Raw genomic sequence first — 23447 nt, 5'->3', positions numbered from 1 at the left:
TCAACGACTGACGTTTTGTGAGAACCGACCGCATGTACAAGCTTGAAGTCCAAGACCTGCATAAACGCTATGGCAGTCACGAAGTGCTCAAGGGTGTGTCCCTGAAGGCCGCTGCTGGCGATGTGATCAGCATCATCGGCTCCAGTGGCTCCGGCAAGAGTACCTTCCTGCGTTGCATCAACCTGCTCGAGCAACCCCATGCCGGCAAGATTCTGCTCAACAACGAAGAGCTGAAACTGGTCGCCGGCAAAGATGGCGCCATGAAGGCCGCGGACCCCAAGCAACTGCAGCGCATGCGTTCGCGGCTGTCGATGGTGTTCCAGCATTTCAACCTGTGGTCCCACATGACCGCGCTGGAAAACATCATGGAGGCGCCTGTGCATGTACTGGGCGTGGCCAAGGCTGAAGCGCGGGAGAAGGCCGAGCACTACCTGAACAAGGTCGGCGTGGCCCATCGCAAGGATGCCTACCCGGGCCACATGTCCGGCGGCGAGCAGCAACGCGTGGCGATTGCCCGTGCGCTGGCGATGGAACCTGAGGTGATGCTGTTCGACGAACCGACTTCGGCGCTGGACCCGGAGCTGGTGGGCGACGTGCTCAAGGTGATGCAGGCCCTGGCCCTGGAAGGTCGGACCATGGTGGTGGTGACCCACGAAATGGGCTTTGCCCGCGAGGTCTCGAACCAACTGGTGTTCCTGCACAAGGGCATCGTCGAAGAAAGCGGCAACCCCCGTGAAGTGCTGGTCAATCCGCAATCGGAGCGCCTGCAACAATTTCTTTCGGGCAGCCTCAAGTAATCGCTCCCGTTACGCACCTGATTTGGGTCATGCTGCGCACCGCGTGCCAGATGGTCTAATTTGGTTGCAGCCGCTTTTGGCTTTAACACTGTTTTCGCTTCGGATCGCCCGCCATGACTGCCCATCGAATAGGTTTCCTGATTTGGCCCAGCACTAAAGCCTTGACGCTGGCGCTGGCCGAGGAGGCCTTGCGTGTCGCCCAGCGGGTGCATCCGGATGTGGTCTACGAGTTGTCGTTCCTGCAGGCCGAGCCAGCGGCCGCCGGCGCCTGGCAATTGCCGGGCGAGCCTTGGGCCGGCAAGCTCGAGGGGTTCCAGAAGCTGTTCCTGCTGGCCGATGAGCCGCCGACCGCACTGGCCGCGCCCCTGAGCAGCGCCCTCAAGCAACTGGTGCGTGCCGGTTGCGTGATCGGTGGTTTGTCGGCGGGTGTCTATCCCTTGGCCCAGTTGGGTTTGCTCGACGGTTACCGTGCCGCCGTGCATTGGCGCTGGCAGGACGACTTCTCCGAACGTTTCCCCAAGGTCATCGCCACCAGCCATCTGTTCGACTGGGATCGCGATCGCCTGAGCGCTTGCGGTGGCATGTCGGTGCTGGACCTGTTGCTGGCGGTCCTGGCCCGGGATCACGGTGCGGAACTGGCCGGCGCGGTGTCGGAAGAGCTGGTGGTCGAGCGCATTCGTGAAGGCGGCGAGCGCCAGCGCATCCCGTTGCAGAACCGCCTCGGCTCCAGCCATCCAAAGCTCACCCAGGCGGTGCTGCTGATGGAAGCCAATATCGAAGAGCCGCTGACCACCGACGAAATCGCCCAGCATGTGTGTGTATCCCGCCGGCAACTGGAGCGGATCTTCAAGCAATACCTCAATCGCGTGCCCAGCCAGTATTACCTGGAGCTGCGCCTGAACAAGGCCCGGCAGATGTTGATGCAGACCAGCAAATCCATCATCCAGATCGGCCTGTCCTGCGGTTTCTCCTCGGGGCCACACTTCTCCAGTGCCTACCGCAACTTCTTCGGCGCCACGCCGCGGGAAGACCGCAACCAGCGACGCAGCAGCAGCCCGTTCGAATTGTCCTCGGTGCCGTCCGAGCGCGGCTAGGCGGCAAGGCTGCGGATAGGGCGGTCGACACAAAAAATCGTGGGAGCGAGCTTGCTCGCGATGGCGGGTTATCAGTCGACGCTAATGCCAGCTGAGCCGACGCTATCGCGAGCAAGCTCGCTCCCACAGGTGTTTTGTGTCTGGCAGCGGAAATATGGACGCAGGCGCCTCAAATCCCTTGGCAACGTTTAAACTGCGCCTTTGCGACGCTATTTGTCGCATTGCCGTAAACCCGCGCAAAACGTGGGTTGGCGCTATAAGAAGTTGTCGCTTGGCGGCAAGGCCGGGCTGAAAACTGTCCTTACAATCCTTACCAAGCCCGCCAGTTCCAGGCGGGTGTTCCTCATCAGGAGACTCCGATGTCCGTTGAGCAAGCCGCGGTACAACGCGCCGATTTCGACCAGGTTATGGTTCCCAACTATGCACCTGCTGCCTTCATACCTGTGCGTGGTGCCGGTTCCCGCGTATGGGACCAATCCGGTCGTGAGTTGATCGACTTCGCTGGCGGTATTGCAGTCAACGTACTGGGCCACGCCCACCCGGCGCTGGTCGGCGCACTGACCGAACAGGCCAACAAGCTGTGGCACGTCTCCAACGTCTTCACCAATGAGCCGGCCCTGCGCCTGGCCCACAAGCTGGTCAACGCGACGTTTGCCGAGCGCGCGTTTTTCTGCAACTCCGGCGCCGAAGCCAACGAGGCCGCCTTCAAGCTGGCCCGTCGCGTTGCGTTCGATCGTTTCGGCAGCGAAAAATACGAAATCATCGCCGCGCTCAACAGCTTCCACGGTCGCACCCTGTTCACCGTCAACGTCGGCGGGCAGTCGAAGTACTCCGACGGTTTCGGGCCTAAAATCACTGGCATCACCCACGTTCCTTACAACGACCTGGCCGCGTTGAAAGCCGCTGTCTCGGACAAGACCTGCGCCGTGGTGCTGGAGCCGATCCAGGGCGAGGGCGGCGTGCTGCCGGCCGAGCAGGCCTACCTGCAAGGCGCCCGCGACCTGTGCGATGCCCACGACGCGTTGCTGGTGTTCGATGAGGTGCAGACCGGCATGGGCCGCAGCGGTCATCTGTTCGCCTACATGCATTACGGCGTGGTCCCGGACATCCTCACCAGCGCCAAGAGCCTGGGTGGAGGTTTCCCGATTGCGGCGATGCTCACCACCGAAGCCTTGGCCAAGCACCTGGTGGTCGGCACCCATGGCACCACCTATGGCGGCAACCCGCTCGCCTGCGCAGTGGCCGAAGCGGTGATCGATGTGGTCAATACGCCTGAGGTGCTCGCTGGTGTCAAAACCAAGCACGCCAAGTTCAAGGCGCGCCTGGAGCAGATCGGCGAGAAGTACGGCCTGTTCACCCAAGTGCGTGGCCTGGGCCTGCTGATCGGTTGCGTGCTGAACGATGCCTGGAAAGGCAAGGCCAAGGACATCTTCAACGCCGCCGAACAGGAAGGCCTGATGATCTTGCAAGCCGGCCCGGACGTGATTCGCTTCGCCCCGAGCCTGGTGGTGGAAGACGCCGATATCGACGCCGGCCTGGACCGCTTCGAGCGGGCGGCGGCGAAGCTGACCCAGGCCTGACGCTGAAGCTGGACCCCTTGTGGGAGCGAGCTTGCTCGCGATGGCGTCGGACCAGCCAGCATCGATGTTGACTGATACACCGCTATCGCGAGCAAGCTCGCTCCCACAGGGGGCTTGCTGCGGCTGAAAATCGAAGACCGCGGCAGATGCAATGCGGAGCCGCGTGTTCGTTTAGTTTTTTTCTGTGTGTCGACCTGAGGGTCGAACCCTTTATTTCAAGTTAAGGAGTGACACCATGCTGGTGATGCGCCCCGCGCAAATGGCGGATCTGGGCGAGGTACAGCGTCTGGCTGCGGACAGTCCGATCGGTGTCACTTCCTTGCCGGATGACGTGGAACGCCTGAGCGACAAGATCGCCGCAAGCGAAGCCTCGTTTGCCGCCGAAGTCAGCTTCAACGGTGAAGAGAGCTATTTCTTCGTCCTCGAAGACACCGCGACCGGCAAGCTGGCGGGCTGTTCGGCCATCGTAGCGTCGGCCGGTTATTCCGAACCGTTCTACAGCTTTCGCAACGAGACCTTCGTCCATGCCTCCCGCGAGCTGAAGATCCACAACAAGATCCACGTGCTCTCCCAATGCCACGACCTGACCGGCAACAGCCTGCTGACCAGCTTCTACGTGGTGCCGGAACTGGTGGGCTCGCCATGGTCGGAGCTCAACTCACGGGGGCGGCTGCTGTTCGTCGCCAGCCATCCGGAGCGGTTCGCCGATTCGGTGGTGACCGAGATCGTCGGCTACAGCGATGAGAATGGTGATTCGCCGTTCTGGGACGCCATCGGTCGCAACTTCTTCGACCTCAACTACGCCGCCGCCGAGCGCCTGTGCGGGCTGAAGAGCCGTACCTTCCTCGCCGAGCTGATGCCCCATTACCCGATCTACGTGCCGCTGTTGCCGGATGCCGCCCAGGAAGCCATGGGCCAGGTGCATCCGCGGGCGCAGATCACCTTCGACATCCTGATGCGCGAGGGTTTCGAGACCGATCACTACATCGACATCTTCGACGGTGGCCCGACCCTGCATGCCCGCGTCTCGGGCATCCGCTCGATCGCCCAGAGCCGCGTGGTGCCGGTCAAGATCGGCGAGCCGGTCAAGGGCGCCGGCCGCCAATACCTGGTGGCCAATGCCCAGTTGCAGGATTACCGCGCCGTGCTGCTCGAACTCGACTACGCGCCGGGCAAACCGGTGACCCTGGATATGGAAGCGGCCGAAGCCTTGGGCGTTGGCGAAGGCGCCAGCGTGCGCCTGGTGGCGGTTTAATGAGTTTCGCGGGTGGCGCAAGCGGCCCGTTTGAGGAGATAGCATGATCGTTCGTCCCGTACGCAGCAGCGATTTACCCGCTCTGATCGCCCTGGCCCGCAGCACGGGCACTGGCCTGACCACCTTGCCGGCCAATGAAGAGCGCCTGGCCCATCGGGTGGGTTGGGCCGAGAAGACCTTTCGCGGCGAAGCCGGGCGCGGTGACGCGGACTACCTGTTCGTGCTCGAAGACGATGACGGTCGCGTGGTGGGCATTTCCGCCATCGCCGGTGCCGTGGGGCTGCGTGAGCCCTGGTATAACTTTCGGGTCGGCCTGACGGTCAGCGCTTCCCAGGAATTGAACATCTATCGGGAAATCCCGACTCTGTTCCTGGCCAACGACCTGACCGGCAATTCCGAGCTGTGCTCGCTGTTTCTCCACGCCGACTACCGCAGTGGCCTCAATGGCCGGATGCTGGCCAAGGCGCGGCTGTTGTTCATCGCCGAGTTTCCGCAATTGTTCGGCAACAAGATCATTGCCGAGATGCGCGGCATGTCCGACGACAACGGCCGTTCGCCGTTCTGGGAAAGCTTGGGCCGGCATTTCTTCAAAATGGAGTTCAGCCAGGCCGATTACCTCACCGGCGTGGGCAACAAGGCGTTCATCGCTGAACTGATGCCCAAATTCCCGCTGTACACCTGTTTCCTATCCGAAGATGCCCGGGCCGTGATTGGCCAGGTTCATCCGGACACTGAACCGGCCTTGTCGATGCTCAAGAGCGAAGGTTTCAGCTATCAGGGTTACGTCGACATCTTCGACGCCGGCCCGGCGGTGGAGTGCGAAACCGGCAAGATCCGCGCGATTCGCGACAGCCAGGCGCTGGTGTTGGCCATCGGCACGCCGGGCGATGACGCCACGCCGTTCCTCATCCACAACCGCAAGCGCGAAGACTGCCGCATCACGGCTGCACCGGCGCGTTTCGCCGCAGGCACTCTGGTGGTCGATCCGCTGACCGCCAAACGTCTTCAGCTCAATGCCGGCGATCAGGTGCGTGCCGTTGCGTTGTCCGCTGCCCGGGAGTCGAAATGATGAATTCGTTGTACATCGCAGGTAGCTGGCTGGAAGGCCAGGGCGACCTCTTTGAGTCGTTGAACCCCGTGACCCAGCAGGTGTTGTGGTCGGGCAACGGCGCCACGGCGGCGCAAGTGGAATCGGCGGTGCAGGCCGCGCGCCAGGCGTTTCCGGACTGGGCACGGCGCTCGCTGGATGAACGTATCCAGGTGCTGAAAGCTTTTGCCGCGGCCCTGAAAAGCCACTCCGACGAACTGGCCCAGTGCATCGGTGAAGAAACCGGCAAGCCGTTGTGGGAAGCGGCGACCGAAGTGACCAGCATGGTCAACAAAGTCGCCATTTCGGTGCAGAGCTACCGCGAGCGGACCGGCGAGAAGAGCGGCCCCCTGGGCGACGCCACCGCCGTGCTGCGCCACAAGCCCCACGGCGTGGTGGCGGTCTTCGGCCCCTACAACTTCCCCGGGCACTTGCCCAATGGCCACATCGTGCCCGCACTGCTGGCCGGCAACAGCGTGTTGTTCAAGCCGAGCGAGCTGACGCCGAAAGTCGCCGAACTGACGGTCAAGTGCTGGATCGAGGCCGGTCTGCCGGCGGGTGTGCTGAACCTGCTGCAAGGCGCGCGGGAAACCGGTATCGCCCTCGCAGCGAACCCAGGTATCGACGGGCTGTTCTTCACCGGCTCCAGCCGCACCGGCAATCTGCTGCATCAACAATTTTCCGGGCGCCCGGACAAGATCCTCGCGCTGGAAATGGGCGGTAACAACCCACTGGTGGTGGATGAGGTGGCGGACGTCGATGCGGCGGTCTACACCATTATCCAGTCGGCCTTCATTTCCGCCGGACAGCGCTGCACCTGTGCGCGCCGCCTGCTGGTGCCGGAAGGCGCCTGGGGCGATGCCTTGCTGGCGCGCCTGGTGGCGGTCAGCTCGACCCTTGAAGTCGGTGCCTTCGACCAGCAACCGGCACCGTTCATGGGCTCGGTGATTTCCCTGGGCGCGGCGAAGGCGCTGATGGACGCGCAAAACCATTTGCTGGGCAAAGGCGCCGTGCCGCTGTTGGCCATGACCCAGCCGCAGCCCCAGGCGGCATTGCTGACGCCGGGTATCCTGGATGTGACCGCCGTGGCCGAGCGTCCTGATGAAGAGCTGTTCGGGCCGTTGCTGCAAGTGATCCGCTACACGGACTTCGCCGCGGCCATTACCGAGGCCAACAATACGCAATACGGCCTGGCCGCCGGGTTGCTGTCCGATTCCCAGGCGCGTTACCAGCAATTCTGGCTGCAGAGCCGCGCCGGTATCGTCAACTGGAACAAACAGCTGACCGGTGCCGCCAGCAGCGCCCCGTTCGGCGGTGTCGGTGCCTCGGGCAACCATCGCGCCAGTGCTTATTACGCGGCCGATTATTGCGCGTACCCGGTGGCTTCCCTGGAAACGCCAAGCCTTGTCATGCCGGCTGCCCTGACCCCCGGCGTGAGAATGGTGTGAACCCCGATCGCGAGCAAGCTCGCTCCCACAAGGACAGTGCAAGACCCTGTGGGAGCGAGCTTGCTCGCGATAGCCGCGCCGCAGTTGTTATTTGATGCCTATAAAAAACAGATTCTCGTGGAGCCTCGCTGATGAAATCCTATGAAGTCAACTTTGACGGTCTAGTGGGGCCGACCCATAACTACGGTGGGCTCTCGTACGGCAACGTCGCGTCCCAGAGCAACAGCCAGCAGTCCTCCAACCCCAAGGAAGCGGCGTTGCAGGGCCTGGCGAAAATGAAAGCGTTGATGGACATGGGTTTCCAGCAAGGCGTGCTGGCGCCGCAGGAGCGTCCGGACGTGGCGGCCCTGCGCCGCTTGGGCTTTGCCGGCAGCGATGCCCAGGTCATCCAGCAGGCCGCGAAGGAAGCGATGCCGTTGCTGGTCGCCAGCTGCTCGGCCTCCAGCATGTGGGTGGCCAACGCCGCCACCGTCAGCCCGAGTGCCGACACCGCCGATGGACGCGTGCATTTCACCGCCGCCAACCTGAACTGCAAGTACCACCGCAGCATCGAGCATCCGACCACCAGTCGCGTGTTGGGGGCCATGTTTGCCGACCAGCAGCACTTCGCCCACCACGCCGCGTTGCCGGCGGTGGCGCAGTTCGGCGATGAAGGCGCGGCTAACCACACGCGTTTCTGCCGCGCCCACGGCGAGGCCGGCGTGGAGTTCTTCGTCTTCGGTCGCAGCGCCTTCGACACCCGTTATCCCGCACCGCAGAAGTATCCGGCGCGCCAGACCCTGGAAGCCTCCCAGGCCGTTGCCCGCCTGCATGGGCTGCGGGAGGAGGGCGTGGTGTACGCCCAACAGAATCCGTCGGTGATCGACCAGGGTGTGTTCCACAACGATGTGATCGCGGTGGGCAATGGCGAAGTGCTGTTCTATCACGAGGACGCGTTTCTCGAGACCGACAAGATGTTGGCCGAGTTGAGCAGCAAACTCGCCAAGGTCGGTGGGAAATTTCAATCGGTGTGCGTGCCGCGTTCGGCGGTTACTGTCGATGACGCGGTACGTTCCTACCTGTTCAATAGCCAGTTGCTGTCGCGTCCCGACGGCTCCATGCTCTTGATCGTGCCGGAAGAATGCCGCAGCAACGAACGCGTCTGGCAATACCTGCAAGGCCTGACGGGCGCTGGCGGGATCATTCGCGAAGTGAAGGTCTTCGACCTCAAGCAAAGCATGCAGAACGGTGGCGGCCCGGCTTGCCTGAGGTTGCGCGTGGCCCTCAATGAAACCGAGCTGGCGGCCGTCAACCCAGGGGTTATCATGACCGCGCCGTTGTACGATTCGCTGACCCAATGGGTCGAGCGGCACTACCGCGATCGCATGACCGAAAATGACCTGGCAGACCCGCAGTTGCTGCTCGAATGCCGTGGGGCACTGGATGAACTGACACAAATCCTTAAACTTGGCGCGGTTTATCCTTTCCAGATCAATTGAAAGCGCGCGCGACCTGACTACAGTCAAAGCAGGGCGCGTTGCCTTATCCCCAGACGAGAACGTAAAGACATGAGCGATACCCTGCAGCTGATCCTTGAAGACACCGACGGCACCCAACTGGAAACCTCCTGCACCCGTGTCGCGGTGATGTGGCAAGGCAAGGAGTTGTGGATCCAGCAGGATGGCCGCGGTCAGTTGCTGATCGGCGTCGATGTCGAGGAAGGGGACGAGGAATACGCCAACCTGTTGTTGCGTCCATTGGCGACCAACCTGGTCAGCCTGCAACTGGAAATGGAACCGGCGGACGTTGGCGACGATGACCATGTCCATGGCCCGGATTGCGGCCACGACCACTAAGGAAACCGCGCTATGCTCGCCCTCGGCAAACTGCTTGAACTGACCCTCGCCGGCCGTGAACCGGCGGAGAAGACTCAACTGACTGTCGAAGGCGTACGGATGCGCTGGTTGAGCGAGGGCGCGCTGGAGGTCAAGCCGCCCGAAGCCCGGGATAACGGCCTGGACCTGCTGCTCTCGGCCGGTATCCACGGCAATGAAACCGCGCCGATCGAATTGCTCGACCGCCTGCTGCACGACATTGCCCGTGGCGACCTGAAGCCGCGGGCACGCATTCTGTTCCTGTTCGGCAACCCCGAGGCCATCCGGCGCGGTGAGCGTTTCGTCGAGCAGGACGTCAACCGGCTGTTCAATGGTCGCCATGAGCTCAGTGGCGGTGCTGAAGCGCTGCGGGCCTGCGAGCTGGAACGGCTGGCCGCCAGCTTCTTCAGTCGGCCGGAGCGCAGTCGCTTGCATTACGACCTGCACACCGCTATCCGCGGTTCGAAGATCGAGCAGTTTGCCCTTTACCCCTGGAAGGAAGGCCGCGCGCATTCACGCCGCGAGCTGGCGCGCCTGCGTGCCGCGGGCATGGAGGCGGTGTTGCTGCAGAACAAGCCGTCCATCGTCTTCAGTGCCTACACCTACGATCAGCTCGGCGCCGAGTCCTTCACCCTGGAACTGGGCAAGGCCCGGCCATTCGGGCAGAACGATGGGGTCAACGTCGGCCTGCTGGAGACCCGCCTGCAACAGATCATCGAAGGCAACGAGCCTGAGCTGGACGAAGGGTTGGATGGCCTGCAGCTATTCAGCGTGGCGCGGGAAATCATCAAGCACAGCGACAGCTTCCGCCTGAACCTGCCGGCGGACATCGAGAACTTCTCCGAGCTTGAAAAAGGTTATGTGCTGGCCGAAGACATCGCCCAGACCCGCTGGGTGATCGAAGAGGAGGGCGCCCGGATCATCTTCCCGAACCCCAAGGTCAAGAATGGCTTGCGGGCCGGGATCCTGATCGTACCGGCGACTGACGAAAACCTGGCCTGAAGCCACATCTTTCAAATGTGGGAGCGGGCTTGCTCGCGAATGCGGTGTGTCAGTAAAAATATTGGTTAACTGACACACCGCATTCGCGAGCAAGCCCGCTCCCACAGTTTTTTGGGTGATGTTTAGCTCGCTACCGCCCGCTGCTCACTGCGACGCAACGCCCGGGTCTTGTGCAGGGTATCGGCGCAAGTCTTCGCCGCTTCCTGGCCCTTGTGCACGAAATGCTCGAAGAAGAATTTCTGATGTTCTTCCCCCGCATGGAAATGATGCGGCGTGAGCACCACCGAGAACACTGGCACTTCGGTTTCCAACTGAACCTGCATCAGGCCGCTGATCACCGATTGGGCGACGAACTCGTGACGGTAGATACCTCCGTCCACCACCAGGCCGGCGGCGACGATGCCGGCGTAACGGCCTGACTTGGCCAGCAGCTTGGCGTGCAGCGGAATCTCGAAGGCGCCGCCGACTTCGAAGAAGTCGATATCGCTTTCCTGGTAACCCTGGATGATCATTTCGGCGACGAAGCCTTTACGGCTCTGGTCGACGATTTCCTTGTGCCAGCAGGCCTGGATGAACGCGACGCGCTCGCCCGGATGACTTTTGCTTTTGCTGTCGATTGCAGTGGGTTGCATGTTCTGGTTCCTGTTTGTGTGAAAAACAGGGCGTCATGAATCGAAGGGGATTCGAGGGTACGCCGCGTACAAGACAGTCGCAGTCGGCCCTTGGGTACCAATCCCGTTCTCTCTTCATCCGGACTATGACCGTCGGCCCCGGGATCACACCGGGTCTGCTGACCTTGCCGCTACACCCCAAAAAGTGGTGTACCACCAAGCGCTCGCGGGCTATGCACGTTGCGTGCAATTACCGCCGGTGGGGAGTTACACCCCGCCCTGAGAACGTTTTGCCGCCATGGTTTTTGGCGGCGGAGGATTTTTAACACATAACCTACTGTGGGAGCGAGCTTGCTCGCGATAGCGGTGGTTCAGCTTGCGTTGATGCTGGATGCGCTGCCGCCATCGCGAGCAAGCTCGCTCCCACAGGCGTTCTGGATAATCTTCAGGCTTTCCGTCGATCAGTCTTGATTATTCTTCACCATGCCCGCAGTAATTGCCCTTCGAAAGGGAATCCCCCGCCAGAACCCGAGGCTAGATTCATGAGTGTTATCGATCTTCGCAGCGACACGGTCACCCAACCTACCGCCGGCATGCTGGATGCCATGGCCAGCGCGCCAACCGGCGATGATGTATATGGCGAAGACCCGACCGTCAATCGCCTCGAAGCCGAACTGGCCGGGCGCCTGGGATTCGCGGCGGCGCTGTTCGTGCCGTCGGGCACCATGAGTAATCTGCTGGGGTTGATGGCCCACTGCGAACGCGGCGATGAGTACATCGTCGGCCAGCAGGCCCATACCTACAAATACGAGGGCGGCGGTGCGGCGGTGCTCGGTTCGATCCAACCCCAGCCCCTCGAGGTGCAAGCGGACGGTTCCCTGGACCTGGCGCACGTCGCCGCGGCGATCAAGCCCGATGACTTTCACTTTGCCCGCACCCGCCTGCTGGCCCTGGAAAACACCATGCAGGGCAAGGTGCTGCCCTTGGAATACCTGGCCCGGGCCCGACGCTTCACCCAGGAACATGGCCTGGCCCTGCACTTGGACGGGGCGCGGTTGTACAACGCTGCGGTCAAGTTGAATGTCGATGCCCGGCAAATCACGCAACATTTCGATTCGGTGTCGGTGTGCCTGTCCAAGGGCCTTGGCGCTCCGGTGGGCTCGGTCCTGTGCGGCAGCGTCGAACTGATCGGCAAAGCCCGCCGCCTGCGCAAGATGGTCGGTGGCGGCATGCGCCAGGCCGGGATCCTCGCGGCGGCCGGGTTGTATGCCCTGGAGCATCAGGTCCAGCGCCTGGCCGATGACCACGCCAATGCCCAGCGGCTTGCCGAGGGCCTGCGTGGGGCGGGTTACGAGGTCGAGCCGGTGCAGACCAACATGGTCTACGTACAAATGGGCGAGCGGGCCGAGGCGATCAAGGCGTTCGCCGATGAACGGGGCGTCAAGATCAGCGCGGCGCCACGCCTGCGAATGGTGACGCACATGGACGTGAGCGCGGCGCAAATCGGCCAGGTGGTCGCCACTTTCGTCGAATTTTCTCGCCAATGACCCGCTAACCGGGGCAATTGACAGTTTCTATCGTATAAACACGCTGTACCCCACGCGCAGGGCCGATATAATGCGGCCCTTTGCCGTTGCTTCGTCTGTTGACGTTTTGCACAGGCCTTTGGCCGCAGCCTCCGTGGAAGAACCTAATGAAAAGCGCAGAAATCCGTGAAGCCTTCCTTCGCTTCTTCGAAGAGCAAGGCCACACCCGAGTAGCCTCCAGCTCTTTGATTCCGGGCAACGACCCGACCCTGCTGTTCACCAACGCGGGGATGAACCAGTTCAAGGACTGCTTCCTGGGCCAGGAAAAACGTGCCTACACCCGTGCGGTAAGCAGCCAGAAGTGCGTGCGTGCCGGCGGCAAGCACAACGACCTGGAAAACGTCGGCTATACCGCACGTCACCACACGTTCTTCGAAATGCTGGGTAACTTCAGCTTCGGTGACTATTTCAAGCGTGACGCCATCACCTTCGCCTGGACCTTCCTGACCTCCGACAAGTGGCTGAACCTGCCCAAGGAGAAGCTTTGGGTCACGGTCTACGCCACCGACGACGAAGCCTATGACATCTGGACCAAAGAGGTCGGTGTCCCGCCAGAGCGCATGGTGCGCATTGGCGACAACAAAGGCGCGCCTTACGCCTCCGATAACTTCTGGACCATGGGCGACACCGGCCCATGCGGCCCTTGCACCGAGATCTTCTACGATCACGGCGCCGACATCTGGGGCGGCCCACCCGGCTCGCCGGAAGAAGACGGCGACCGCTACATCGAGATCTGGAACAACGTGTTCATGCAGTTCAACCGCACCGCCGATGGCGTGTTGCATCCGCTGCCAGCGCCGTCGGTGGACACCGGCATGGGCCTGGAACGGATCAGTGCGGTGCTGCAGCACGTTCATTCCAACTACGAAATCGACCTGTTCCAGAGCCTGCTGAGCGCGTCGGCCAAGGCCATCGGTTGCACCAACGACAACCAGGCCTCGCTGAAAGTGGTCGCCGACCACATCCGTTCCTGCGGCTTCCTGATTGCCGACGGCGTGCTGCCGTCCAACGAAGGCCGTGGCTATGTACTGCGCCGGATCATCCGTCGCGCCTGCCGTCACGGCAACAAGCTGGGCGCCAAGGGCAGCTTCTTCTATCAGATCGTCGCGGCATTGGTGGCCGAGATGGGCGACGCCTTCCCGGAACTCAAGTCCCAGCAGGCGCATATCGAACGCGTGCTCAAGGCTGAAGAAGAGCAATTCGCCAAGACCCTGGAGCAAGGCCTGAAGATCCTCGAGCAGGACCTGGCCGAACTCAAGGGCAACGTGGTTCCGGGCGACGTGGTGTTCAAGTTGTACGACACCTATGGCTTCCCGATGGACCTGACCGGCGACATCGCCCGCGAACGCAACCTGACCCTCGACGAGGAAGGGTTCGAGCGCGAGATGGAAGCCCAGCGGGTGCGTGCGCGTTCCGCCAGCTCCTTCGGCATGGACTACAACAGCCTGGTCAAGGTAGACGTGGCCACCGAGTTCACCGGTTATGCCGGTACCACCGGCTCGGCCAAGATCGTTGCCATCTATAAGGACGGGCAATCGGTCGACATCCTGAGCGAAGGCCAGGAAGGCGTGATCGTGCTGGACAAGACCCCGTTCTACGCCGAGTCCGGTGGCCAGATCGGCGACAGCGGTTACCTGCAGGCGGGCAACTCGCGTTTCGACGTGCGTGACACCACCAAGACCGGCGGTGCGTTCCTGCACCACGGCGTGCTGGCGTCGGGCAGCCTGATGATCGCCGCCCCGGTGGCCGCCCATGTCGACGCCGAGGTGCGCCATGCTACATCGCTGAACCACTCCGCCACCCACTTGCTGCACGCGGCGTTGCGCCAGGTGCTGGGCGAGCATGTCCAGCAGAAGGGCTCGTTGGTGGACAGTCAGCGCCTGCGCTTTGACTTCAGCCATTTCGAAGCCATCAAGCCTGAGCAACTCAAGGCGCTGGAAGAGATCGTCAACGCCGAGATTCGCAAGAACTCCCCGGTGGAAACCGAAGAGACCGACATCGAGACCGCCAAGCGCAAGGGCGCGATGGCGTTGTTCGGCGAGAAGTATGGCGACAGCGTGCGGGTACTGAGCATGGGCGACTTCTCCGTTGAACTGTGCGGTGGCATTCACGCCAACCGGACCGGCGACATCGGCCTGATGAAAATCATCAGCGAAGGTGGCGTGGCATCCGGTGTGCGCCGGATCGAAGCGGTCACCGGCGCCGCGGCCCTGGCGTACCTCAACGCGGCCGAAGAACAACTCAAGGAAGCGGCAACCCTGATCAAGGGCAGTCGCGACAACCTGATCGACAAGCTGTCGGCTGTGCTGGAGCGCAACCGCCTGCTGGAGAAGCAGCTCGAACAGTTGCAGGCCAAGGCCGCCAGTGCCGCGGGCGACGATCTGTCGGCCCAGGCGGTGGACGTCAAGGGCGTGAAGGTGCTGGCCGTGCGTCTGGACGGCCAGGATGGCAAGGCGCTGCTGGCGCTGGTCGATCAACTGAAGAACAAACTCGGCCGCGCAGTGATCCTGCTCGGCAGTGTCCATGAGGAAAAGGTCGTTCTCGTCGCAGGCGTGACCAAAGACCTGACTGGCCAACTCAAGGCCGGTGATTTGATGAAGCAGGCCGCTGCGGCAGTGGGCGGAAAGGGCGGTGGTCGTCCGGACATGGCGCAAGGCGGTGGTACCGACGTCGGCGCCCTGGACGCGGCACTGGCCCAGACCGTTGCATTCGTAGAGCAGGGTATTTAAGGCAGTGTCGCCGGGCTCGTGGTCTAGTGACGAGCCCGGCCGCTGTTTGAGTGATTTATTGGGCGCCCTTCATGGGCAGAGGCGGCTTTGAAATGGCTTTGATCGTACAGAAATTTGGAGGCACCTCGGTCGGCACTGTCGAGAGAATCGAACAAGTCGCCGACAAGGTTAAGAAATTCCGTGAAGCGGGCGATGACCTGGTGGTTGTGCTGTCGGCAATGAGCGGCGAGACCAACCGTCTGATCGATCTGGCCAAGCAAATCAGCGGCGACCAGCAACCGGTTCCCCGTGAGCTGGACGTGATCGTTTCCACTGGCGAGCAGGTGACCATCGCCTTGCTGGCCATGGCGCTGATCAAGCGTGGTGTGCCGGCGGTGTCCTACACCGGCAATCAGGTGCGTATCCTGACGGACAGCGCGCACAACAAAGCGCGTATCCTGCAGATCGACGACCAGAAGATTCGCGGCGACCTGAAGGCTGGCCGTGTCGTGGTTGTCGCCGGTTTCCAGGGCGTGGACGAACAGGGCAATATCACCACCCTCGGCCGTGGCGGTTCCGACACCACGGGCGTAGCACTGGCGGCGGCTCTCAAGGCTGACGAATGCCAGATCTACACCGATGTGGACGGTGTCTACACCACCGACCCACGGGTGGTGCCTGTGGCCCAGCGCCTGGACAAGATTACGTTCGAAGAAATGCTGGAAATGGCCAGTCTCGGCTCGAAGGTGTTGCAGATCCGGGCGGTCGAATTCGCCGGCAAGTACAACGTTCCGCTGCGCGTCCTGCACAGCTTCAAAGAGGGTCCGGGCACCCTCATTACTATTGATGAAGAGGAATCCATGGAACAGCCGATCATTTCCGGCATCGCTTTCAACCGCGATGAGGCCAAGCTGACCATCCGTGGCGTGCCAGACACCCCCGGCGTGGCGTTCAAGATTCTCGGCCCGATCAGTGCCGCGAACATCGAAGTCGACATGATCGTGCAGAACGTCTCGCACGATAACACCACTGACTTCACCTTCACCGTGCACCGCAACGACTACCAGTCTGCCGAAGCGATCCTGAAAAAGACCGCTGGCGAGATCGGTGCCCGGGAAGTGGTGGGCGATACCAAGATCGCCAAGGTCTCGATCGTCGGTGTCGGCATGCGTTCCCACGCAGGCGTGGCCAGCCGCATGTTCGAATCCCTGGCCAAGGAAAGCATCAACATCCAGATGATCTCTACTTCGGAAATCAAGGTTTCCGTGGTGATCGAAGAGAAATACCTGGAACTGGCCGTGCGCGCCCTGCACACGGCTTTCGAGCTCGACGCTGCTGCCCAGCAGGGCGAGTAAAGCGTTATCCAAAGGGCGCGGCTGGACCGCGCCCTTTGTTTTTCTGAATGGCGCGTCCCAAAACTGTTCTTTTGCCCGCGCTGGTCAATACTAGGCCTGTAGGCTTCGACCGTTTCGGTTGTAGGTCCAATGCCTTTTTTTTGCAGACTGTTGTCCCTTAAGTGAATTGCGTGAGGAGAAAGGTATGCTGATTCTGACTCGTCGGTGTGCAGAAAGCCTGATTATTGGCGATGGCGAAATCACCGTGACCGTGCTCGGCGTCAAAGGAAACCAAGTGCGTATCGGCGTCAACGCCCCGAAAGAGGTTGCTGTACACCGGGAGGAAATCTACCTGCGTATCAAGAAAGAGAAGGACGACGAACCAAGCCATTAATTTTTATCGATTTTTATGTTTGCAAACGGGGATGAAGGTGGTTAATATACGCCCCGTGTTGCGGAGAGCTGGCCGAGTGGCCGAAGGCGCTCCCCTGCTAAGGGAGTACACCTCAAAAGGGTGTCGGGGGTTCGAATCCCCCGTTCTCCGCCATTATTCGTTTAGTGCGTCAGAACCTGGCTTGATCAGTAAGTGGTTGAAATTACTGAAAAAAAGCGCTTTACAAAAGGATTTGACGACCTATAATGCGCGGCAACAAATGCACTCGTAGCTCAGCTGGATAGAGTACTCGGCTACGAACCGAGCGGTCACAGGTTCGAATCCTGTCGAGTGCACCATTTAAGAGTTGTTTGCAGCAATGCAAATAACTTGGCTTCAACCAGTTGTGATCTGGTATAAAACCACAACTTGCACTCGTAGCTCAGCTGGATAGAGTACTCGGCTACGAACCGAGCGGTCACAGGTTCGAATCCTGTCGAGTGCACCAAACACCAAAAAGCCCGCGTTAAACGCGGGCTTTTTGCTGTCTACGATTTGCCTTTCACGCACCCCCTTTCATCGAACACGACCTCTGCGCTGCGACCTTTCTTCGCCTTGTAGGTATACCGTGTGCTCGAATTTCGAATCTTGACTGAGTCTGGCTTGCCCAGGGCGCTCTCGACGTCCTGTTGGCTCATGCCGACGACGATTCGTCGTTCCAGGATGGCATCGCGGCGTTGCCTGGCATCGATGAGGTTCCCGCAGCGGTCCTGGAACTGGCCGACCACGGTCGGCTCCTTGCGCGTGGTTGTGTTGCCGGATGTTTGCCAGCGCTCCGCTTCGGGCAGCATCGCCTCGGTCGTCGGCTCGATCGAACCTGGGCTGTAGGGATGGATCTGCTGGAGTGACAGGGCTTCACCCGGGCCACAACTCAAGGTGGTGAATGTCACGTGCCCCGCAATGCTTTCGCAGCGATGCACGGTTTGCCCGGCGGCCCACAAAGGCAGGCAGGGCAGGCTGGCGAGCAGAATCAGGTAGTGGTTGATGGGCATCCGGTCGTCCTCCTTGACGGTGCAGGAGAACAGGGTAGTCGCCGCATTTCTGTCGAGGCGTGTGTTTTCTTTTCCGGATAAGTCGTCGTAAAGCACAAGGTTCAGCCTGCGTTCAGGTTTGTCTCGCAAGCGCTTGTTCTTGCCATGATTTTTTAGCGTTTTAAAGCGTCAAGCGGTGTATGATTGCGCCCGTCAGCCCCGCCGGGGCTTTGGAATATCTCCATGGACTTACCCAGTAGTTACTCAATATTTAGTTTTGCCAATCATGAATTAACTGATTGATCCTTCCGGCGTGCTCCACTGCTGGGAGTGGAGTTCGCCTATGACCCAAGTAGAAGTAAAAAAAACGCAGGAAAGCCTTCAGGATCGTCTCGCTCAAGTCGTTGAGCTGCTGCAGCGCCAGCGGGTCGTCGAAGACCTGACGCATCGCCAGGAAGGCCCGAATCATGACCGGGTCGAAAACCTGGTCCACCGGCAGAATCTCGTCGAGCTGCAACGCAAGCTCGATGACCTGCACTCCGCCGACGTCGCCTACATTCTTGAAGCCTTGCCCCTGGAAGAGCGTCTGACGGTCTGGCAGTTGGTCAAGGCTGATCGAGACGGTGACATCCTGCTCGAAGTGTCGGATTCGGTTCGCGAAACCCTGATCGCCGACATGGATGATCATGAGTTGCTGGCGGCGGCCAAGGAAATGGACGCCGACGAACTCGCCGACCTTGCGCCCGAACTGCCACGGGACGTTGTTCACGAACTGATGGAGGCCCTCGACGGCCAGCAGCGTGAGCGTGTGCGCTCGGCGTTGTCCTATGACGAGGAGCAGGTCGGTGCGTTGATGGACTTCGAGATGGTGACGATCCGCGAGGATGTCAGCCTTGAAGTGGTCTTGCGCTACCTGCGTCGCCTCAAGGAACTGCCTGGCCATACCGACAAGCTTTTCGTGGTCGACTACGACGGCGTGCTCAAGGGCGTGCTGCCCATCAAGCGTTTGCTCGTCAACGACCCGGAAAAGCAGGTGGCCGAGGTTATGGCCAGCGATCCGGTGAGCTTCCACCCGGACGAAGACGCCTACGATGCGGCCCAGGCATTCGAACGTTATGACTTGATTTCTGCACCGGTGGTCGACAAGAACGGCAAGCTGATCGGCCGTCTGACCATCGATGAAATGGTCGACTTGATTCGTGAGGAAAGCGAAAGCGAAGTCCTCAACATGGCCGGTCTGCGCGAAGAAGAAGACATCTTCGCCTCGGTCTGGAAGTCCCTGCGCAACCGCTGGGCCTGGCTGGCGATCAACCTGATCACGGCGTTTGTCGCTTCCCGGGTCATCGGCCTGTTCGAGGGCTCCATCGAGAAGCTGGTGGCGCTCGCGGCGCTGATGCCCATCGTCGCCGGCATCGGTGGCAACTCCGGTAACCAGACCATCACCATGATCGTCCGTGCCATGGCGCTGGACCAGGTCAGCACCGGCAATACATCGCGATTGATGCGCAAGGAACTGGCGGTCTCCTTGATCAACGGCGTGATTTGGGGTGGGGTGATTGGTGTGGTGGCTTATCTGCTTTATGGCAGCTGGTCATTGGGGGTGGTCATGACGGCCGCAATGACGCTCAACCTGCTGCTGGCGGCATTGATGGGGGTCTTGATCCCCATGACCCTGGCCCGCATGGGACGCGATCCTGCCATGGGTGCCAGCGTCATGATTACCGCTGTGACCGACAGCGGTGGGTTCTTCATTTTCCTGGGGTTGGCGACGATTTTCCTGCTCTGAGTCGCTCATCGAGAAACCCGCCTGTTTGGCGTAGAACTGTTCGCTTGGAAAAAACGGCGCTTCTTTCAGAAATGGGAAGCGCCGTTTTTTTGAGCTTCCTTTCGAATGACGGGGTGTCGAGATCAAGCGCTCAAAGCAAGAGCATCTGGCAGGTCCAGCCGCTATGCAACGGCAACACCGCTATCGCGAGCAAGCTCGCTCCCACATGGGGTCGTGGGTGTTCACGATATGTGTGCCGTCATGCATTTCAGCTGGGCCAAACGCCAGGCACAAAAAAGCCAGCACGAGGCTGGCTTGAGTGTTTTGGCTATGATCAGGTCGCGTCTGCGGCCATCTCCACGTCATGGGCAATCAGCGAAACGAGGGCGTTCTGCTGACGGTGGGAGAGTTGTCGGAAGCGTTGAAGCAGTTCGCGCTCATGCAAAGACAGCTCCGGGCTGTCCAGGCGCATGCTCAGCTCTTCACCCAGTGCACCTTCCTGAATCAGGCTTTGCTCCAGGCGCGCAATGATTTCAGAGTTCATGCTGCGGTGATGATTACGAGCCACCTCGGCAATGCGTTCCCGCATTCCGTCTGGCAGACGCACGACGAACTTGTCAGCCGTACGGCTGGAATAAATTGCCTTTGTCATTGGGCGCATATTTATTTAACCGGTTAGTTCAGGGGAGCGGTTCTCGGGATTGGCCGCAGGATGTCGATAGGACAAGCTCTGCTGCCAAATGTTCAACCTGAATTGTTAAGAGGCCCGCATCATGCCTCAAAATTGCCAGATCATTGGCGCCAATTCTGTGACAAATTCTGATCCGGGTAAAGGCGTTATGCCAGCACCTTTCATCAAAAAATGCGGACTGGTTGGAAAAAACAACAGGTTCGCATTTTGTGACCGTCGAATTGTGTCGTTGTGCCATACCGTCTGGCGGATAACGGAAATGGACCAAAACGCTTGCCGTCCCTGTCTTGTACAGGATAGTGGCAAATGGCCGATTTACTAGGATGAACGAGCCTGGGACAGATGAATGGTGGCGATTAATGGCCGCCAGGGCCTTGTCTGGCTTCCAGGCGGTACCATTTGCCTACACTTAAAAAACAGCGACGACATGACAAACGCAGGGCAGGTCGTTACCATGCACGCCGTCCCGCGCACCACGGTTCTCGTGGTCGACTTGTGTCTCAGTAGCTCAATTGGATAGAGCATCCCCCTCCTAAGGGGAAGGTTGGCAGTTCGAACCTGCCCTGGGACACCATTATAAACAGTGGGTTAGCGTAATTGCCGCTGACTTTTCCTGCTTGAATCCCATCCCCCGTACGATTCAACCTCGGCTTGAGCGTGTCGTTCATGCCTCGCACAGCGCCTCATTCCCCCAAGCTGTGACCAACTGCCCATTTTTACCCATTTGTATCGAACATATTTCGGTCACGGGAAACTTTCTCCCCTCTCTGCCATCAGACCGTCTCGGTACGTTGTAGGACTTTTCCTTCGTTTCCGGTGGATTACGTACCTCGTTATTTATCTGCGTCAGTGCCAATGCCGCTTCCGGCGGGCCTGACTCACTGTGTCTTCGATTCAGGCCACAAGGATGTGACATGCAGCCAGCCGCACCCTGCCGAACGCGTATACCAAGCACCCCTCGCCGTTGTGCTGGCGGAACTCGTTCATCCGCACAGAACGCCAAGCGTCTCGCCCTGCTGCTGATGGCGGCGTGGATGACGGGCGCGTGGAGCGCTGCGCAGGCGGCCGGACCTGAAGAAGAACTGTTGCGCCAGCAAGAGCGCGAACGGGTTTTGCGCGATCAGTTGGAGTCCCGGCCCGACGTGCGTCTGCAGGCGGCACCCGTGGATGAAGGTGCCGGGCGCTTGCCCGCCAAGGAAACTCCCTGCTTTGCCATCAATGACATCCGCCTGATCGGCGAGGCGTCGGAAAAATTCCAGTGGGCGTTGCGCGCCGCCAATCCCAAGGATGATCCCTCCATCGGTCGTTGCCTCGGTGGCGGCGGGATCAACCTGACGATGAAGCGCATGCAGAATGCGATCATCGAGGCCGGCTACGTCACCACTCGCGTACTCGCCGAAGCCCAGGACTTGAACAGTGGGGTGCTGGTGTTGACCCTGGTGCCAGGGCGCATTCGCGAGATTCGTTTCGAGGAGGGTACCAGCGCCCGCGCCAATGCCTGGAACGCGATGCCGGCCAATCCTGGCGATCTGCTCAACTTGCGCGACATCGAGCAGGCGCTGGAGAACTTCAAGCGCGTGCCGACCGCAGAGGCCGACATCAAGATCGCGCCAGCCCGTGCCGCCGACGCCAGACCCGGTGAGAGCGACGTGGTGATCGCCTGGAGCCAGCGGTTCCCCGCCCGGGTGAGCCTGTCGGTGGACAATTCGGGCAGCAAGAGCACGGGCAAATACCAGGGCAACGTATCGCTGTCCTTGGACAACCTGCTGTCGCTCAACGATTTGTTCTACGCCAGCGTCAACCATGACTTGGGTGGCGGCGAGTCCGGGCACCGCGGTTCCGATGGCAACACGCTGCATTATTCGCTGCCGTTCGGCTACTGGCAGTTGGGGTTCACCAGCAGCGAATACAACTACGAACAGTCTGTCGCCGGCGCTAACCAGACCTATCAGTACCGAGGCGAGAGTCGTAACAACGAGGTGCGCCTGTCGCGCCTGCTGTACCGCGACGCCGTTCGCAAGACCACCGCCTGGGGCAGCCTGTGGACGCGCTCATCGGAGAACTTCATCGACGACACTGAAATCGGCAACCAGAAACGCCGCATGGCCGGCTGGCAGTTGGGGCTGGACCATCGGGAGTTCATTGGCGCTTCGATTCTTGACCTGGGCGTTGCCTATCGTCGCGGCACCGGTGCCCACGACGCGCTCAGGGCACCTGAGGAAGATTTTGACGCCGGTACGTCGCGCTCGCAGATCATCACCGCCGATGCTCAATTGCAGGTGCCGTTTCAGGTCGCCGATCAGCGCCTGCGCTACATCGGTGGCTGGCGCGCGCAATGGAACCGTACGCCGTTGGTGCCCCAGGATCGCTTCTCCATCGGCGGGCGCTACAGCGTGCGCGGCTTCGATGGTGAAAACATTCTTTCCGCCGACCGTGGCTGGACCCTGCGCAACGAAATCGGACTGTCCCTGGGGCAGACCGGCCAGGAGCTCTACACCGGCATCGACTATGGCGAAGTCAGCGGCCAATCCAGTGAGTTCCTGATCGGCCAGCGCCTGGCGGGGGCCGTGGTGGGCATACGCGGCGGTTACAAGGGCCTGTCCTATGACTGGTCGGTGGGTACGCCGTTGAAGAAACCCGATGGTTTCGAGACGGCCAACGTGACCAGCGCGTTCACCGTCATCTGGTCATTCTGAGGTGATCCCATGCAGTTCGAGACGCTAGACATTATCGCTCCCGGCCTGATCGACGAACCCTGGAGCGAAGCCGCAGTGTTCGGCTCCGCCACCTGGTTGTGGATGCATTCCAAGGCCCATCGCGATGCGCCGTTGCACACCTTGCCGACGTTGCTGTTGCCGGCGCTCAAGCATCGCCAGTTCGTGCTCGGCTCCGAACACGGCAAGCCGGTGTTCTACCTGTCCTGGCTCAACCTCGACGAGGCGGCAGAGCAACGTTACCTGCGCCAGTCGCCGCTGGCGCTGAGCCAAGAGGACTGGAACAGCGGCGAACGCCTCTGGCTCAACGACTGGGTCGCCCCCTTTGGCCACACGGCGGTATTGAGCCGCCTGTTGCAACGTCACCTTTTCATCGATCGCTGCGCCCGAGCCCTCTATCACCGAGGCGACGAGCGTGGCCTGCGGGTCAAGACATTCCAAGGGATCGGGGTCATCCCCGAACAGGCCCAGGCCTGGTTTGCCGCCCACCCGCTGGCAGTCGAAGCGTAACTCCAACC

Annotated in this window: 19 protein-coding genes, 4 tRNA genes and 1 riboswitch; of the genes, 20 read left to right on the top strand and 3 right to left on the bottom strand. The window is 60.9% G+C overall.

Annotation, left to right across the window (positions count from 1 at the left end):
- Window positions 1–32: 32 nt before the first annotated feature.
- From BLO80_RS15725 to astE, 9 genes are all read left to right on the top strand, one after another.
- A complete protein-coding gene (locus tag BLO80_RS15725) occupies window positions 33–797 on the top strand; it encodes an ABC transporter ATP-binding protein (protein ID WP_053124413.1) in 765 nt (254 codons plus the stop codon).
- A 113-nt stretch (window positions 798–910) separates the two neighbouring features.
- Window positions 911–1891 (top strand): GlxA family transcriptional regulator, encoded by a 981-nt coding sequence (locus BLO80_RS15720; protein ID WP_092333552.1) that lies wholly within the window; start codon window positions 911–913, stop codon window positions 1889–1891.
- A 359-nt stretch (window positions 1892–2250) separates the two neighbouring features.
- The gene (locus BLO80_RS15715; protein WP_092333554.1) at window positions 2251–3471 is read left to right on the top strand and encodes an aspartate aminotransferase family protein; all 1221 of its coding nucleotides are present in this window, start codon (window positions 2251–2253) and stop codon (window positions 3469–3471) included.
- Between the two features lie 235 nt (window positions 3472–3706).
- Window positions 3707–4726, top strand: a complete 1020-nt coding sequence (aruF, locus tag BLO80_RS15710; protein ID WP_003178851.1) for an arginine/ornithine succinyltransferase subunit alpha — start codon at window positions 3707–3709, stop codon at window positions 4724–4726.
- A gap of 43 nt (window positions 4727–4769) precedes the next feature.
- Window positions 4770–5795, top strand: coding sequence for an arginine N-succinyltransferase (astA, locus tag BLO80_RS15705; protein WP_039591862.1), 1026 nt, complete (start codon window positions 4770–4772; stop codon window positions 5793–5795).
- Window positions 5792–7261: a succinylglutamate-semialdehyde dehydrogenase gene (gene astD / locus BLO80_RS15700; protein WP_175459506.1), complete on the top strand. Its 1470-nt coding sequence runs from the start codon at window positions 5792–5794 to the stop codon at window positions 7259–7261. Before astA ends, astD begins: the two co-directional genes overlap by 4 nt.
- A 131-nt stretch (window positions 7262–7392) precedes the next feature.
- Window positions 7393–8739 carry an N-succinylarginine dihydrolase gene (gene astB / locus BLO80_RS15695; protein ID WP_092333558.1) on the top strand — a complete coding sequence of 449 codons (1347 nt, stop codon included), beginning with the start codon at window positions 7393–7395 and terminating at the stop codon, window positions 8737–8739.
- A gap of 69 nt (window positions 8740–8808) precedes the next feature.
- Window positions 8809–9096 carry a hypothetical protein gene (locus BLO80_RS15690; RefSeq protein ID WP_003178862.1) on the top strand — a complete coding sequence of 96 codons (288 nt, stop codon included), beginning with the start codon at window positions 8809–8811 and terminating at the stop codon, window positions 9094–9096.
- Window positions 9097–9108: 12 nt separating this feature from the next.
- Window positions 9109–10116, top strand: a complete 1008-nt coding sequence (gene astE / locus BLO80_RS15685; RefSeq protein WP_092333560.1) for a succinylglutamate desuccinylase — start codon at window positions 9109–9111, stop codon at window positions 10114–10116.
- 122 nt (window positions 10117–10238) lie between these two features.
- Here the strand turns inward: astE and BLO80_RS15680 are convergent, their stop codons facing one another.
- A complete protein-coding gene (locus tag BLO80_RS15680; RefSeq protein WP_092145243.1) occupies window positions 10239–10748 on the bottom strand; it encodes a 6,7-dimethyl-8-ribityllumazine synthase in 510 nt (169 codons plus the stop codon).
- A 101-nt stretch (window positions 10749–10849) separates the two neighbouring features.
- Window positions 10850–11018: riboswitch (FMN riboswitch) on the bottom strand.
- A 251-nt stretch (window positions 11019–11269) separates the two neighbouring features.
- Between BLO80_RS15680 and ltaE the strand changes: the two genes are divergently transcribed.
- From ltaE to BLO80_RS15645, 7 genes are all read left to right on the top strand, one after another.
- On the top strand, window positions 11270–12274 hold the full coding sequence (ltaE, locus tag BLO80_RS15675; RefSeq protein ID WP_092333562.1) for a low-specificity L-threonine aldolase: 1005 nt from the start codon (window positions 11270–11272) through the stop codon (window positions 12272–12274).
- A gap of 146 nt (window positions 12275–12420) precedes the next feature.
- The gene (alaS, locus tag BLO80_RS15670) at window positions 12421–15042 is read left to right on the top strand and encodes an alanine--tRNA ligase (protein WP_092333564.1); all 2622 of its coding nucleotides are present in this window, start codon (window positions 12421–12423) and stop codon (window positions 15040–15042) included.
- A gap of 92 nt (window positions 15043–15134) precedes the next feature.
- On the top strand, window positions 15135–16376 hold the full coding sequence (locus BLO80_RS15665) for an aspartate kinase (protein WP_060741016.1): 1242 nt from the start codon (window positions 15135–15137) through the stop codon (window positions 16374–16376).
- Between the two features lie 184 nt (window positions 16377–16560).
- A complete protein-coding gene (csrA, locus tag BLO80_RS15660; RefSeq protein WP_003178872.1) occupies window positions 16561–16749 on the top strand; it encodes a carbon storage regulator CsrA in 189 nt (62 codons plus the stop codon).
- 62 nt (window positions 16750–16811) lie between these two features.
- A tRNA-Ser gene (locus BLO80_RS15655) sits at window positions 16812–16902 on the top strand.
- Window positions 16903–17010: 108 nt separating this feature from the next.
- Window positions 17011–17087: transfer RNA gene (locus tag BLO80_RS15650), tRNA-Arg, on the top strand.
- A gap of 72 nt (window positions 17088–17159) precedes the next feature.
- Window positions 17160–17236 (top strand) — tRNA-Arg (locus BLO80_RS15645).
- A 40-nt stretch (window positions 17237–17276) separates the two neighbouring features.
- Here the strand turns inward: BLO80_RS15645 and BLO80_RS15640 are convergent.
- Window positions 17277–17780 (bottom strand): cell envelope protein SmpA, encoded by a 504-nt coding sequence (locus BLO80_RS15640; RefSeq protein ID WP_092330552.1) that lies wholly within the window; start codon window positions 17778–17780, stop codon window positions 17277–17279.
- Window positions 17781–18102: 322 nt separating this feature from the next.
- Here BLO80_RS15640 and mgtE point away from each other — a divergent pair, with 322 nt between their 5' ends.
- Window positions 18103–19545, top strand: coding sequence for a magnesium transporter (gene mgtE / locus BLO80_RS15635; RefSeq protein WP_060741018.1), 1443 nt, complete (start codon window positions 18103–18105; stop codon window positions 19543–19545).
- Between the two features lie 313 nt (window positions 19546–19858).
- On the opposite strand, the gene BLO80_RS15630 is transcribed toward mgtE, so the two are convergent.
- Window positions 19859–20185 carry an Arc family DNA-binding protein gene (locus BLO80_RS15630; protein ID WP_092169876.1) on the bottom strand — a complete coding sequence of 109 codons (327 nt, stop codon included), beginning with the start codon at window positions 20183–20185 and terminating at the stop codon, window positions 19859–19861.
- 527 nt (window positions 20186–20712) lie between these two features.
- Between BLO80_RS15630 and BLO80_RS15620 the strand changes: the two genes are divergently transcribed.
- The 3 genes from BLO80_RS15620 (at window position 20713) to BLO80_RS15610 (ending at window position 23439) form a co-directional block, all read left to right on the top strand.
- A tRNA-Arg gene (locus BLO80_RS15620) sits at window positions 20713–20789 on the top strand.
- A gap of 460 nt (window positions 20790–21249) precedes the next feature.
- On the top strand, window positions 21250–22911 hold the full coding sequence (locus BLO80_RS15615; protein WP_092330546.1) for a ShlB/FhaC/HecB family hemolysin secretion/activation protein: 1662 nt from the start codon (window positions 21250–21252) through the stop codon (window positions 22909–22911).
- A gap of 9 nt (window positions 22912–22920) precedes the next feature.
- Window positions 22921–23439 (top strand): toxin-activating lysine-acyltransferase, encoded by a 519-nt coding sequence (locus tag BLO80_RS15610; RefSeq protein ID WP_060741021.1) that lies wholly within the window; start codon window positions 22921–22923, stop codon window positions 23437–23439.
- Window positions 23440–23447: the final 8 nt, after the last annotated feature.

The sequence above is a fragment of the Pseudomonas sp. NFACC56-3 genome (assembly GCF_900100025.1).
Taxonomy (GTDB): Bacteria; Pseudomonadota; Gammaproteobacteria; order Pseudomonadales; family Pseudomonadaceae; genus Aquipseudomonas; species Aquipseudomonas fluorescens_AA.
Note: the sequence above shows the minus strand (reverse complement) of the source record. Positions and strands in the feature narration are given on the sequence as shown.